General features: G+C 69.8%; 10 protein-coding genes. 8 read left to right on the top strand and 2 right to left on the bottom strand.

What is annotated here, in order from left to right; all coding sequences use genetic code 11:
• Positions 1 to 235 precede the first annotated feature (235 nt).
• The 3 genes from FB390_RS00755 (at position 236) to FB390_RS00745 (ending at position 3599) form a co-directional block, all read left to right on the top strand.
• Positions 236 to 940 (top strand): enoyl-CoA hydratase-related protein, encoded by a 705-nt coding sequence (locus FB390_RS00755; RefSeq protein ID WP_141807216.1) that lies wholly within the window; start codon positions 236 to 238, stop codon positions 938 to 940.
• 119 nt (positions 941 to 1059) lie between these two features.
• Positions 1060 to 2262 carry a M20 family metallopeptidase gene (locus FB390_RS00750; RefSeq protein ID WP_141807215.1) on the top strand — a complete coding sequence of 401 codons (1203 nt, stop codon included), beginning with the start codon at positions 1060 to 1062 and terminating at the stop codon, positions 2260 to 2262.
• Between the two features lie 128 nt (positions 2263 to 2390).
• Positions 2391 to 3599, top strand: a complete 1209-nt coding sequence (locus tag FB390_RS00745; protein ID WP_141811464.1) for a M20 family metallopeptidase — start codon at positions 2391 to 2393, stop codon at positions 3597 to 3599.
• Between the two features lie 66 nt (positions 3600 to 3665).
• Here FB390_RS00745 and FB390_RS00740 read toward each other — a convergent pair whose 3' ends face one another.
• A complete protein-coding gene (locus FB390_RS00740; RefSeq protein ID WP_067843310.1) occupies positions 3666 to 4145 on the bottom strand; it encodes a gamma-glutamylcyclotransferase family protein in 480 nt (159 codons plus the stop codon).
• 162 nt (positions 4146 to 4307) lie between these two features.
• On the opposite strand from FB390_RS00740, the gene FB390_RS00735 reads away from it, so the two are divergent.
• The 4 genes from FB390_RS00735 (at position 4308) to FB390_RS00720 (ending at position 9484) form a co-directional block, all read left to right on the top strand.
• Positions 4308 to 5717, top strand: a complete 1410-nt coding sequence (locus FB390_RS00735; protein ID WP_141807214.1) for an NAD(P)H-quinone dehydrogenase — start codon at positions 4308 to 4310, stop codon at positions 5715 to 5717.
• 314 nt (positions 5718 to 6031) lie between these two features.
• On the top strand, positions 6032 to 7066 hold the full coding sequence (locus tag FB390_RS00730; protein WP_246123795.1) for a hypothetical protein: 1035 nt from the start codon (positions 6032 to 6034) through the stop codon (positions 7064 to 7066).
• Positions 7067 to 7138: 72 nt separating this feature from the next.
• On the top strand, positions 7139 to 8206 hold the full coding sequence (locus tag FB390_RS00725; RefSeq protein WP_246123794.1) for a DUF8176 domain-containing protein: 1068 nt from the start codon (positions 7139 to 7141) through the stop codon (positions 8204 to 8206).
• A gap of 99 nt (positions 8207 to 8305) precedes the next feature.
• Positions 8306 to 9484, top strand: a complete 1179-nt coding sequence (locus FB390_RS00720) for an aminotransferase-like domain-containing protein (RefSeq protein ID WP_141807212.1) — start codon at positions 8306 to 8308, stop codon at positions 9482 to 9484.
• Between the two features lie 7 nt (positions 9485 to 9491).
• Here FB390_RS00720 and glpK read toward each other — a convergent pair whose 3' ends face one another.
• Positions 9492 to 10991, bottom strand: a complete 1500-nt coding sequence (gene glpK, locus FB390_RS00715) for a glycerol kinase GlpK (protein ID WP_141807211.1) — start codon at positions 10989 to 10991, stop codon at positions 9492 to 9494.
• Positions 10992 to 11282: 291 nt separating this feature from the next.
• On the opposite strand from glpK, the gene FB390_RS00710 reads away from it, so the two are divergent.
• On the top strand, positions 11283 to 13016 hold the full coding sequence (locus tag FB390_RS00710; RefSeq protein ID WP_141807210.1) for a glycerol-3-phosphate dehydrogenase/oxidase: 1734 nt from the start codon (positions 11283 to 11285) through the stop codon (positions 13014 to 13016).
• The last annotated feature ends 9 nt before the right edge of the window (positions 13017 to 13025 follow it).

Below are 13025 nucleotides of genomic sequence, written 5' to 3'. Positions count from 1 at the left end.
TCGCGGCCTTCATGTCTCGCTTCCCAGCGGTCGAGACTCGCGACTTCGTCGCATGCGCTTCGACCGCTGGGAAGCGAGACGGCCGCGAACGGTCGCTCGTCGAGCTCGCTCCGGGGGTGGTCGGGAGGGTGTGGATGGTGCGTTCGTAATCGTGGTTCGGCGATTGCGGCAGGTTCCGCGAGCGGTGGGCTACCCGCCAGTAGGCAACGTACTTCGATGGCGATACGCTGCACGCATGCCGTATCTGGAGCGTCAGGGAGATGTGTTCGTGCTGTACCTCGGGAACGAGGGCCAGACCGACAGCGAGAACCGCTTCCATCCGGACTGGATCGATGAACTGCACGGGCTGTTCGACAAGGTCGAGGGCTCGGAGGGTCCCGCGGCGCTGGTGACGACGGCGACCGGCAAGTTCTTCAGCAACGGCCTGGACACCGACTGGCTGTTCGGCAACCTCGGCGAGATGTACGGCTACCTGGACAAGGTGCACTCGCTCTACACCCGTCTGCTGGCCTTCCCGATGCCGACGGTCGCCGCCATCAACGGGCACGCGTTCGGCGCGGGCGCGATGCTGGCCACCTCGCACGACTTCCGCGTCATGCGTGCCGATCGTGGCTTCTGGAGCCTGCCCGAGGTGCACCTCGGTATGCCCTTCACCGTCGGCATGAACGCCCTGCTCACCAACCGCCTGAGCAACCAGGTCTGCGTGCAGGCCATGACCACCGGCCACCGCTACCCGGCCGATCAGGCCATCGCGGCGGGCATCGTGGACCAGGCCGCCGAAGCCGACGCGTTGCTGGAGACCGCCGTCGCGTACGCCGCGACACTGGCGGGCAACCGCAAGCCGAATCTGCCGATCATCAAGCGCGCTCTGCACGCCGAGGCGCTGGCCGGGCTCGAGGTGCGGACCAGCCCCGAGAACTTGTCGTTCGCCGTCGGCTAACCCCTGGCCGGGCCCTGATGTGAGCAGGTCGACGGGCACGGAGCGCGCCCGATTCGCGCCACAGTGCCAGACTGTGTCCCATGCCACCACCGCGCAGCGGGCCTGAGGAAACGAGCAGCATGTCGCGCGCTGTCCGCACCGACGGCGCCGCGGCACGCTCCGACGCCGCCATCGCCGCCGCGGCCACCCGGCTGATCGATCTCTCGCACGCCATCCACGCCGAGCCGGAGCTGGCCTTCGAGGAGACGCGCAGCGTCGCCAAGACCCTCGCGCCGCTCGCCGAGCGCGGTTTCGAGATCCACATCGGCGTCGCCGACCTGCCGACGGCGTTTCGCGCCAGCTACGGAAGCGGCGAGCTGACGGTCGGCATCTGCGCCGAATACGACGCGCTGCCCGAGATCGGCCACGCCTGCGGGCACAACATCATCGCCGCGTCGGCCGTCGGCGCGGCGCTCGGCCTCGCCGAGGTGGCCGACGAACTCGGGATCACGGTCGTGGTGCTCGGGACGCCCGCCGAGGAGAGCGGCGGCGGCAAGGTGCTGATGCTGGAGCGCGGCGTCTTCGACGACGTCGCGATGGCGATGATGGTGCATCCCGGCCCGTACGACATCGTCGGCGCGCGCTCGCTCGCACTCGCCGACCTCGGCGTGGTCTTCCACGGGTGCGAAGCGCACGCCAGCGCGGCGCCCGAGCGCGGCCGCAACGCGGGGGACGCGGTCACCGTCGCGCAGGTTGCTCTTGGTTTGCTGAGACAGCATCTCCTACCCGGTCAGCAACTACACGGTATAGTCAGCGACGGTGGCGTAGCCCCGAACATCGTGCCCGGACGTGCGGAACTGCTGTACTACCTACGCGCAGTCGACTCCGCATCCCTCGACGATCTGATGCGACGAGCGTCGGCTTGTTTCGAGGCGGGCGCCCTAGCGACCGGCTGCACCCACGAAATCCGGACGCTCGCGCCTACATATACCGAGCTGACGCCCGATCCGGCACTACTGTGTGCCTATCGTGAGCAGATCGCCGACCTGGGACGGGTGCCGATCGCACCGGAGCTCGAGGCGCAGCGACCGCTCGGCAGCACCGATATGGGCAATGTCACCAACGTCATCCCGGGCATCCATCCGGTTATCGGCATCGATGCCGGTGGGGCGGTGACACATCAGCCGGGTTTCGCCGCGGCGAGTGTCAACGCCTCGGCGGATCGCGCGGTAACCGATGGCGCGGTCGCGCTGGCGCGTACCGCAATCGCCGTCGCCCGCGATGAAGAACACAGAGACAGGTTGTTGCAACGACTCGTTCAACGACAGGAGGACATTCGGTGAGCACTACAGGCCGACCGGCGGCGCGAGCGACGGGCCAGGAGGCGGCGCGCGCTACCACGGAGGGCCCCGCGAGTGCCGCATTGTCGAACACCTCGGCGCGAGCCACCGGCCCGATGGGCGCGGCGTGCCTGACCCCGGAGGCGCCGGGCGGCGTCGCGACGGACACCGTCGGGACCGCCCGGGATGCGGTCGAATCGTGGCTGGCCGAGCACGCTGTCGACCTCGTGCAGTGGCGCAGGCACATCCACGCGAACCCGGAGCTCTCGCGCACCGAGTTCGGCACGACCGAGTTCGTCGCGGCCTGGCTGACCAAGGCGGGTCTCTCCCCGCAGAAGATGCCCGGCGGCACCGGCCTGATCTGTGACATCGGCCCCGAGGGACCGCGCATCGGCCTGCGCGCCGATATGGACGCGCTCCCGCTGCAGGAGTTCACCGGCCTCAGTTTCGCCTCGACCGTGCCCGGCGTCTCGCACGCCTGCGGCCACGACGCGCACACCACCATCCTGCTCGGCACCGCGCTCGCGCTCGCGGAGATCCCGGACTTGCCGGTCGGCGTGCGGCTGGTCTTCCAGCCCGCCGAGGAAGTCATGCCGGGCGGCGCGATCGACCTGGTCGCCGCGGGTGTGATGGAGGGCGTCGAGCGGATCTTCGCGCTGCACTGCGATCCGCGTCTGGAGGTCGGCCGGGTCGGCATCCGGGTCGGCGCGATCACCTCGGCCGCCGACACCATCGAGCTGGTGCTCGACTCGCCGGGCGGCCACACCTCGCGTCCCCACCTGACCAGCGACCTCGTCTACGCCATCGGCACCGTGATCACCGGCTTGCCCGGCCTGCTCAGCCGCCGCATCGATCCGCGGACCAGCACCGTGATGGTGTGGGGCGCGGTGTCGGCGGGGAAGGCGCCGAACGCCATACCGCAGACGGGCATGCTCACCGGCACCGTCCGGACCGGCGATCACGCGACCTGGTCGCTGCTCGAGCCGATGGTGCACGAGATCGTCGACGGGCTGCTCGCGCCGACCGGCGTGCGGTACCAGCTCAACTACCGCCGCGGCGTGCCGCCGGTGGTCAACGACGAGCACTCGACCAGGATCTTCGAGGACGCCATCCGCGCACTGGGCCCCGACGCGCTGGCCGACACCATCCAGTCCGGCGGCGGCGAGGACTTCTCCTGGTACCTGGAGGAGGTGCCGGGCGCGATGGCGCGACTCGGCGTCTGGTCCGGGCACGGCGAGCAGCTGGATCTGCACCAGCCGACCTTCGACATCGACGAGCGCGCGCTCGCGGTGGGCGTGCGGGTGCTGTCGAACATCGTGTTGCAGACGCCGCCCCGCTGAGGCGTCCGAACGAGCGAAACGAACGAACCCCGCCGCCCGGATGCTCCGGCGGCGGGGTTCGGCGTCTCAGCTCGAATAGTTGCCCGGTCCCACGTTGCGGCTGTTCCGCGTCCGTAGCGCGTGCACGTAATCCTCTGGCGCGCCCGCCTTTTCGGCCGCGTCGGCCATCACGCCCAGATAGCGCGCCGACGGTAGGCCGCCCTCGTAGGCATCCAGCACGTACAGCCAGGCCAGCCGCGGCTCGGTCCCGCTGCCCGGGCTCGGGGTGACGCGCAGCCGGATCTTCTTGTGGATGCCGAAGTCCGAGCCCTCCCAGCGGTCCAGCAGCTGCTCGTCCTCGGGGGAGACGTCGTAGAGCACGACGAACACCCGGGAACCCGGTTCCTCGACGACCGTCGCCAGCGGCCCTTCCCACCCGATGTCGTCGCCGGCGAAGGTCAGCCGCCAGCCCTCCAACCAGCCGGTTCCGGACATGGGGGAGTGCGGACAGCGCTCGAGCATCTGGGTCGAGTCCATGTTGGACCCGTAGGCGGCGTAGATCGGCACCTGCAAAGGGTAGCCAATGATGACACCGGATCGCCGCTATCCCGCCCACATGACGTCGTGTTCCCGGCGCAACGGCCAGGTGTGGCGAGCCCGACAGCGCCCCGACCACTAACGTTAGCCAGGTACCGGAGATCCCGGTCGACAGCTCGAGCGGAGGTATCCATGACCCGCATTGCGATCATCGGTGGCGGACCGGCCGGCTATGAGGCGGCCTTGGTCGCGGCCCAGCACGGCGCGGACGTGACACTGATCGACCGCGACGGCATCGGTGGCGCGTGTGTGTTGTGGGACTGTGTCCCGTCCAAGACCTTCATCGCCTCCACCGGTGTGCGCACCGATCTGCGCCGGGCCAGGGATCTCGGAATCACGCTCGACCCGAGCCAGGCGGGCGTGCGGCTGCCCGAGGTGAACTCGCGCGTCAAGGCGCTGGCGCTGGCCCAGTCCTCCGACATCCGCTCCAAGTTGCAGTCCGCGGGCGTGACCGTCCTCTCCGGCTCCGCCCGGCTGGCCGAGAACGGCGGCGGGCGGGCGCCGCATCGCGTGTTCGTCGGTCTCGACGGCGGTCGCGAGCGCGAGCGGCTGATCGAGGCCGAGGTGGTGCTGATCGCGACCGGCGCGAGCCCGCGCGTGCTGCCGGGCGCCGAACCTGACGGCGAGCGCATCCTGAACTGGCGTCAGCTGTACGACCTGCGCGAGCTGCCGGAGACGTTGGTGGTGGTCGGTTCCGGCGTGACCGGCGCCGAATTCGTCTCCGCCTACACGGAATTGGGCGTCCGGGTGAAGCTGGTGTCCAGCCGCGACCGGGTGCTGCCGCACGAGGACGCCGACGCCGCCCTCGTGCTCGAGGAAGCGCTGGCCGAGCGCGGCGTCGAGCTGGTGAAGCACGCCAGGGCCGACGCCGTCGAGCGCACCGCGGAGGGCATCGTGGTCAAGCTCTCCGACGGCCGCACCGTGGCGGGCACGCACGCGCTGATGACCGTGGGTTCCACGCCCAATACCAACGATCTGGGCCTGGAAGAGGCCGGGGTCGATCTCGATCGCGGCGGCTACCTGCGGGTCGATCGCGTCTCGCGCACCTCGGTGTCCGGCATCTACGCCGCGGGCGACTGCACCGGCTTGCTGCCGCTCGCCTCGGTGGCGGCCATGCAGGGGCGCATCGCGATGTATCACGCGCTGGGTGAGGGCGTCAGCCCGATTCGGCTCAAGACCGTCGCCTCGGCCGTGTTCACCAGGCCGGAGATCGCGACGGTCGGCGTCAGCCAGAACGCGATCGACAACGGCGAGGTACCCGCGCGGACTGTGATGCTGCCGCTGAACACCAACCCGCGGGCCAAGATGTCGAGCCTGCGCCGCGGCTTCGTCAAGATCTTCTGCCGCCCGGCCACTGGCGTGGTGATCGGCGGCGTCGTTGTCGCGCCGATCGCCTCCGAGCTGATCCTGCCGATCGCGCTCGCGGTGCAGAACAACCTGACGGTCAACGATCTGGCCCAGACCTTCTCGGTGTACCCGTCGCTCACCGGCTCGGTCACCGAGGCCGCCCGCCTGCTCATGCGCCACGACGACCTGGATTGACGCACAGCGCCGCGGTTCTCGCGGCGCCGCCGGTCGTCGCGTCGAGTGACGTTGTCGGCTCGGGTATTTCACTGCGTTGCCTGCACGCCGCACATGTGGTTGACTGCCCGCAGAGATGCGATCGGCGGGCGGTCGCGTGGTTCTGGTGTGGGGGGAAGGTCCTTTCCGAAACCGAACAGCGAACGGCCCTCGGGTCGTTCGGCGATCGCGGTGCGTCTCACCAGGGACAAACTGAGTGCGACCGATTCGGCCGCACCCGGGAAAGGGATTGGCGAAAAGTGAAACATCGTAAGCCGAGTCGGGCGCAGCGAGCGATGGCGAGCACCTCATTGCCACTGGCCACCGCGGCCGCAGTGGCTACATTGTTCGCGGCGCCGGCGGGGGCAGTTCCGAACGATCCGAGCACGCCGACCACGCCGGCACCGGTCCAGCCGGGCACCGAGACGCCGGAGGCGCAGAACACGCCGGAGACCACCAAGCCGGATCCGGGCAACTCGCAGCAGTCGGACCCGAACAAGCCGGAGAGCGCGCCGACGCCGAGCCAGCCGGGTGTCAACACCCCGGATCCGAACCAGGTGATGCCGGATCCGAAGAAGGACCCGAAACTAACCGTGCCGAGCCAGCCGGGCGTCACCAGCCCGCGCGTCGCGCCGCTGCCAGTGCCGGGGCAGACGGAGCCCGCGCAGCCGGTCGTGGTTCCTGGTACCGAGGCCGAAGACCCGAAGCCGGGTCAGCCGGGCGAAACCCGTCCGGGCGGCGAGAGCGGCGCTCAGCCGGGCGGCGACGCCGACGCGCGTGCCGCGCAGCCGGATCGGCCGGGTTCCTCCGCGCCGTCGCAGTCGGAGACGCTGGTGCAGGAACCGCGCTGGGAGGCGCCGCGTCTGCAGGCCGCGCCCGCCGCCCCGGTCGTCGAAATGAGCGGTCCGCACCAGGAATTCGGCGCGAACATCGACGGCGGCGCCGTGCTGCCCGGTTATGTGGCCAACACCCACCACTTCAGCAACGAGGCCGGTTACGTCGGCACGATCGGGTACAACACCCCGACCGGTAAGGGCGAGGCCGGTGTGTCGGTCGAGTTCGTCGACGTCAACACGATCAAGGTCACCAGCTACACCGGTGGCGAGGGTCTGGCCCCCAACACCAACTCGTTCGTGCTCGACACCACCCAGGTGAACCTGGCCAAGGCGTCGGTCGAGCAGTGGATCGCCGCTCAGCCGGGTGGTGCCGCCGCGCTGGAAGCCGCCGCGCAGGTTAAACTTCCGCCGATTGTCCCGCCGGGCGACTTGGCTCCGCAGACGGTCGACGTGGCTGGCGTGACCACGCAGTGGGGTGGCTCGTTCCAGTACTGACACGAGCTGTTCAGCGGGTGGGGCGGTCGTTCTCGACCGCCCCACACGTGTGTTCTGGGGAAAGGATTGGGTGTGGGCTCCGAAGGTGACGCGAAGGACAACGAAGCCGACAAGCCCGGGTCGCAGTTCGGTCCGCCGCTGAACGATTTCGGCCCGCCGACAGGGGATTTCGGCCCGTCGGTCGGCGGCGGCGATTTCGGTCCGCCGCTGAACGAGTTCGGTGGTCCCCAGTTGGGGGAGGTCGGCCCGCAGTGGCCCGAACCCCCGGGCGACCATCCGGATGTCGGCTGGCGCCCCGCCGCGGAGGCGCCGCCCGTGCCGCCGACGCCGCCGCAGTACCGCGCTCCCGATACGACGGTCTTCCCGGACAACCCGCCCGCACCGCAGGCCCGTCCGGCGCCCGCCCCCGACGTCGAGCGGGACGTGTCCGCCGACGCGACCGTGCGGCATACCGCGGCGCCGGCCGGCGGCACGCCGGAACGCTGGTGGAACAGCCCGAGCGAATCCGGCGAGGTGCCCAAGCCGCCGCCAACCACCGACCCAGGCCTGTCCTGGGCCGACGATCCCATCGCCAAGCGGCTCGCGCCCGGTGCGCCCGTCGCGGCCACCGGCGGCTCCGGCGGCGGCAACAAACGCTGGGTCGTGCTCGGCGTGGCGGCCGCGGTCGCCGTGCTGATCGGTCTGGTCGTGACCATCGTCGCGGTCAACGGCGGCGGCGACGAAGGCACGACGGCCGCACCGCCTTCCGATTCGAGTGTCGGGCGGGGCTGCGTGCCGAGCAAGGACGACAGGGTGACCGTCGGGAACGGCGCGGGTGGATTCGACTCGGGCCCCGACGCGATCCTCGGCTTCCAGCACGGGTTCTACGTCGAGCGCAGCGGCGAGAAGGCGCGCAGGTATGTGGCGCCGGATTCCGTCAACGTCTCACCGGCCGAGACCATCCAGGCGGCCATCAACGATCAGATCCCGGTCGGCACCACCCACTGCTTGCGCATCGCTCAGGTGACCGCGGACACCTTCGAGGTCGACCTGACCGAGTACCGGCCCGGCAGCTCGCCCATCGTCTACCCCCAGGTGGTGCAGACCGTCAGCCGGGACGGCAAGACGCTGATCCTGAGCATGCGGGCGCGCTCGTGGTGAACCAGCGCGTCTCATGATATGAGATTGGAATTTCATATTCTGGTAGCGGTGTGACACAGTGGGATGACGCGTACCGTGGCGTTCCCCTGGGAGGTTTCCATGTCGCCGACTGTTCCACCGCTGGCAGCCAAGCTCGGCGGACTGAAGAGCTCGGCGATTCGTGACCTGCTCAAGCTCACCGCGCGGGCCGAGGTGATCAGCCTCGCGGGTGGCTTGCCGGACGCCGAGCTGATGCCGCGTGAGCGCATCGCGGCCGCGGCCGAGGCGGCGCTGAATGGACCCGGCTGCCTGCAATACACCGAATCGCCCGGTTGGGCGCCGTTGCGCGACGTGCTCGCCGAGCGCGAGTCCGCCCGGCTCGGGCGTCGCGTGCCGATCGACGAGGTGTTCGTGACGCACGGCTCGCAGCAGGCGCTGTCGCTGCTCGCCGAGGTCCTGCTCGACCCGGGTGCGCTGGTTGTCGTCGAGGACCCGGCGTACGTCGGCGCGCTCCAGGTGTTCCGCGCGGCCGGAGCGCGCATCGTCGCCGTGCCGCTGGACGGCGAGGGCATGCGCGTCGACGTGCTGCGCGACCTGCTCGCGCGCGGCGAGCGGCCCGCGGTGGTGCACACGGTCAGCAACTTCCACAATCCGGGCGGGGTGACCATGAGTACCGCGCGCCGCCGTGAACTCGCGGAACTTGCTGCGGCGCAAGGCTTCTGGGTGATCGAGGACGACCCGTACGGCGAGCTCTGGTTCGACCGGCCCGCCCCGGAACCGGTCGCGACGTACTCGCCCAACGTGATTCGGCTCTCCAGCGCATCCAAGATCCTGTCCCCGAGCCTGCGGGTCGGCTGGATGGTCGCGCCCGACGCGGTGTGCCGGGCGGTGGAATTGCTGAAACAGGGCGCGGACCTGTGCGGTTCGGCGCTCACCCAGCAGATCGCGGCCGACCTGCTCGCGGACCGGGACTGGCTCACCACGCACGTGGACCACGTCCGCGGCGTCTACGGCGAGCGGGCCAAGGCGCTGGTGCACGCGGTGCGCACCGGTTTCGGCGACCGCGTCGTCTGCACCGACGCCGCGGGCGGCATGTTCGTCTGGGCCGATTTCACCGACGGCACCGACACCCGGCAATTGCTGCCGCGCGCGCTGGAGGCGGGCGTCGCTTATGTGCCGGGCGCCGCGTTCGCGGTCGAGAACGGCTACCGCAATTCGATGCGCATGTGCTTCACCACGTCCGAAGCGGCGGTGCTCGAGGAGGCCGTCGCCCGGCTGGCCGCGGCGCACGCCGGATGACGCGCGCTCAGTCGACCCAGTCGTAGGTCCGCTCGACAGCCTTGTTCCACGCCGCGATGTGCTTTTCGCGGTCTTCGGCGCTCATGCTCGGCTGCCAGGTGGTGTCGGCGGCCCAGTTGGCGCGGATGTCGTCGGTGCCGGACCAGTAGCCGACGGCCAGCCCCGCGGCGTAAGCGGCGCCGAGCGCGGTGGTCTCGGTGACGACCGGCCGGACCACCGGCACCTCCAGGATGTCGGACTGGAATTGCATGAGCAGATCGTTGGCGGTCATGCCGCCGTCGACCTTCAGCGTGGTCAGTTCCAGGTCCAGCTTCTGTGATTCGGCGTCGGCGCGCATCGCCTCGACCACCTCGTAGGTCTGGAACGCGGTGGATTCCAAGACGGCCCGCGCCAAATGGGCCTTGTTGACGAAGCGGGTCAGCCCCGCGATGACGCCGCGCGCGTCGGGCCGCCAGCGCGGGGCGAACAGCCCGGAGAACGCGGGCACGATGTAGGCGCCGCCGTTGTCCTCGACGCCGGCCGCCAGCCGCTCGATCTCCTCGGCGGAATCGATGATGCCGAGGTTGTCGCGGAACCACTGCACCAGCGAACCGGTCACCGCGATGGAGCCTTCCAGCGCGTACACCGCGGGTTGGTCACCGAGCCGGTAGCAGACCGTGGTGAGCAGCCCGTGCTTGCTCCACACGGGGGTGGTCCCGGTGTTGAGGAGCATGAAATTGCCTGTGCCGTAGGTGTTCTTGGCCTCGCCGGGAACAAGGCAGGCTTGACCGAAGGTGGCCGCCTGCTGGTCGCCGAGGATGCCCGCGACCGGAACCCCTCGCAGCGGACCGGAGGAGATCTCGCCGTACACCTCCGACGAGCTGCGGATCTCGGGCAGCATCGCCTCCGGCACGCGGAAGTCCGCGCAGATCTCCGAATCCCATTGCAGCGTCTTCAGATCCATGAGCATGGTGCGCGAGGCGTTGGTGACGTCGGTGACGTGCAGTCCGGTCAGATTCCACAGCACCCAGCTGTCGATGGTGCCGAAGCACAGCTCGCCCGCCTCGGCGCGCTCCTGTGCGCCCGGCACGTTGTCCAGCATCCAGCGCAGCTTGGGTCCCGCGAAGTAGGTGGACAGCGGCAGGCCGGTGCGGTCCTGGTAGCGGGTCGGCCCCGCGTCCCCGCCGAGTTCGGCGACCAGTCGATCGGTGCGCGTGTCCTGCCAGACGATGGCGTTGTGAATCGGCTTGCCGGTGGCGCGTTCCCAGACCACGGTGGTCTCGCGCTGGTTGGTGATGCCGACGGCGGCGATGTCGCCGGGGCCGAGCCCGTTCTGCTCCAGCACCTCGCCGAGCACGAGTTCCGTGTTGCGCCAAATGGTTTCGGGATCGTGCTCGACCCATCCCGGCCTGGGGAAGATCTGCTCGTGTTCGCGCTGGGCCACCCCGACGACGCGGCCACGCCGGTCGAAGACGATGCACCTGCTCGATGTCGTGCCCTGATCGATGGCGGCCACATAGCGACGCATTGCAGCAGGCTACTAAACGTCCCTCGCGCTCGGTATCACATCGCGACATGCCCGCCCGCCGACTAGGCGTACCTCCGCCTGCGCTCCGGCCGTGCGCGGCTGTGGGCGCACTTCGTCCGGCTGCGCCCGTTATGCTGACTGGTTACCGGCGAGTAGTTCTAAAAGACACACGGACCACGTGCCGACCGGCGCCGGTGCGGCGATTCGCATAGCCTGTACGAGAACAGCTCGATCTGTGCCCGTGAAGACCCGCGACGTCCGACGCAGGCGCGTCGGCTGGAGGAGTCGAGCATGACCATGAAACCGGAATCGCAGTTCCTCGGTCCAGAGCAGCGCCGTGCGGCCTGGGAGCGGTTGGGCAAGGAACATTTCGACGTGGTGGTCATCGGCGGCGGGGTGGTCGGCGCCGGTATCGCGCTCGACGCGGCGACCCGCGGTCTCTCGGTCGCGCTGGTCGAGGCGCGTGATCTGGCCTCCGGCACGTCGAGCCGGTCGTCGAAGATGTTCCACGGCGGGCTGCGGTATCTGGAGCAGCTGGAGTTCGGACTGGTGCGCGAGGCGCTGAAGGAGCGGGAACTGGCGCTGGCCACGCTGTCGCCGCACCTGGTGAAGCCGCTGCGCTTTCTGTACCCGCTGACCCACCGCGGCTGGGAACGGCCGTACGTGGCGGCGGGTCTGGTGCTCTACGACACCATGGGTGGCGCGAAATCCGTTCCCGGACAGCGGCATCTGTCACGGGCGGGTGCGCTGCGGTTGGCGCCCGGGCTGCGGCGCGATTCGCTGATCGGCGGCGTCAGCTATTACGACACGGTCGTCGACGACGCCCGCCACACCATGACGGTCGCGCGCACGGCCGCGCACTACGGCGCGGTGATCCGCACCTCCACGCAGGTCGTCGGGTTCCTCCGGGAGTCGGATCGGATCGTCGGCGTGCGGATCCGGGACAGCGAGGACGGGCGTTCCGGCGAGGCGCGGGGGCACGTGGTGATCAACGCGACCGGCGTGTGGACCGACGAAGTCCAAGCCCTCTCGCACAATCGCGGCCGGTTCCATGTGCGCGCTTCCAAGGGCGTACACGTCGTGGTGCCGCGCGACCGCATCGTCAGCGATGCCGCGATCATCCTGCGCACGGCCACCTCGGTGTTGTTCGTCATCCCGTGGGGCGCGTTCTGGATCATCGGCACCACCGACACCGACTGGAATCTGGACCTGGCGCACCCGGCCGCCACCAAGGCGGACATCGACTACCTGCTCGACCGGGTGAACCAGGTGCTCGTCATCCCGCTGACCAGCGACGACATCACCGGCGTCTACGCGGGACTGCGGCCGCTGCTCGCGGGCGAAAGCGATTCCACCTCCAAGCTCTCGCGGGAGCACGCGGTGGCCCGGATCGCGCCGGGGCTGGTCGCGATCGCGGGCGGCAAGTACACCACCTACCGCGTGATGGCCTACGACGCGGTGGACGAAGCGGCGCAGGACATTCCGGCCAGGGTCTCGCCGTCGATCACGGAGAAGGTGCCGCTGCTCGGCGCGGATGGCTACTTCGCGCTGGTCAATCAGACCGTGCAGCTGGCCGAGGCATACGGCATCCACCCGTACCGGGTCAAGCATCTGCTCGATCGCTACGGGTCGCTGATCGACGAGGTGATGGCGCTGGCCGAGGGCAAGCCGGAGCTGTTGCAGCCGATCACCGAGGCGCCTTCGTATCTCCAGGTGGAGGCCGTGTACGCGGCGGCGGCCGAGGGCGCGCTGCACCTGGACGACATTCTGGCCCGCCGCACCAGGATCTCCATCGAGTACTCGCACCGCGGCGCGCACTGCGCCGAACAGGTGGCGCGGCTGGTCGCGCCGGTACTCGGCTGGGACGAGGCGGAGATCGACCGTGAGATCCGCACCTATCAGGCGCGGGTCCAGGCCGAGATCCGGTCGCAGACCCAGCCCGACGACGCCTCGGCCGACGCGCTGCGAATCGCCGCCCCGGAACCGCGTCCGCAGATCCTGGAGCCGGTGCCCTCCGACAGCTGAGCCCCGGTC

The organism is Nocardia bhagyanarayanae (genome assembly GCF_006716565.1).
GTDB lineage: Bacteria > Actinomycetota > Actinomycetes > Mycobacteriales > Mycobacteriaceae > Nocardia > Nocardia bhagyanarayanae.
Note: the sequence above shows the minus strand (reverse complement) of the source record. Positions and strands in the feature narration are given on the sequence as shown.

What these genes read in the sequence shown, in the direction of transcription:
- FB390_RS00730 (WP_246123795.1), top strand. Translation starts at nt 6,032, where the DNA reads ATGGCGAGCACCTCATTGCCACTGGCCACCGCGGCCGCAGTGGCTACA.
- FB390_RS00755 (WP_141807216.1), top strand. Translation starts at nt 236, where the DNA reads ATGCCGTATCTGGAGCGTCAGGGAGATGTGTTCGTGCTGTACCTCGGG.
- FB390_RS00710 (WP_141807210.1), top strand. Translation starts at nt 11,283, where the DNA reads ATGACCATGAAACCGGAATCGCAGTTCCTCGGTCCAGAGCAGCGCCGT.
- FB390_RS00720 (WP_141807212.1), top strand. Translation starts at nt 8,306, where the DNA reads ATGTCGCCGACTGTTCCACCGCTGGCAGCCAAGCTCGGCGGACTGAAG.
- FB390_RS00735 (WP_141807214.1), top strand. Translation starts at nt 4,308, where the DNA reads ATGACCCGCATTGCGATCATCGGTGGCGGACCGGCCGGCTATGAGGCG.
- FB390_RS00750 (WP_141807215.1), top strand. Translation starts at nt 1,060, where the DNA reads ATGTCGCGCGCTGTCCGCACCGACGGCGCCGCGGCACGCTCCGACGCC.
- glpK (WP_141807211.1), bottom strand. Translation starts at nt 10,991, where the DNA reads ATGCGTCGCTATGTGGCCGCCATCGATCAGGGCACGACATCGAGCAGG.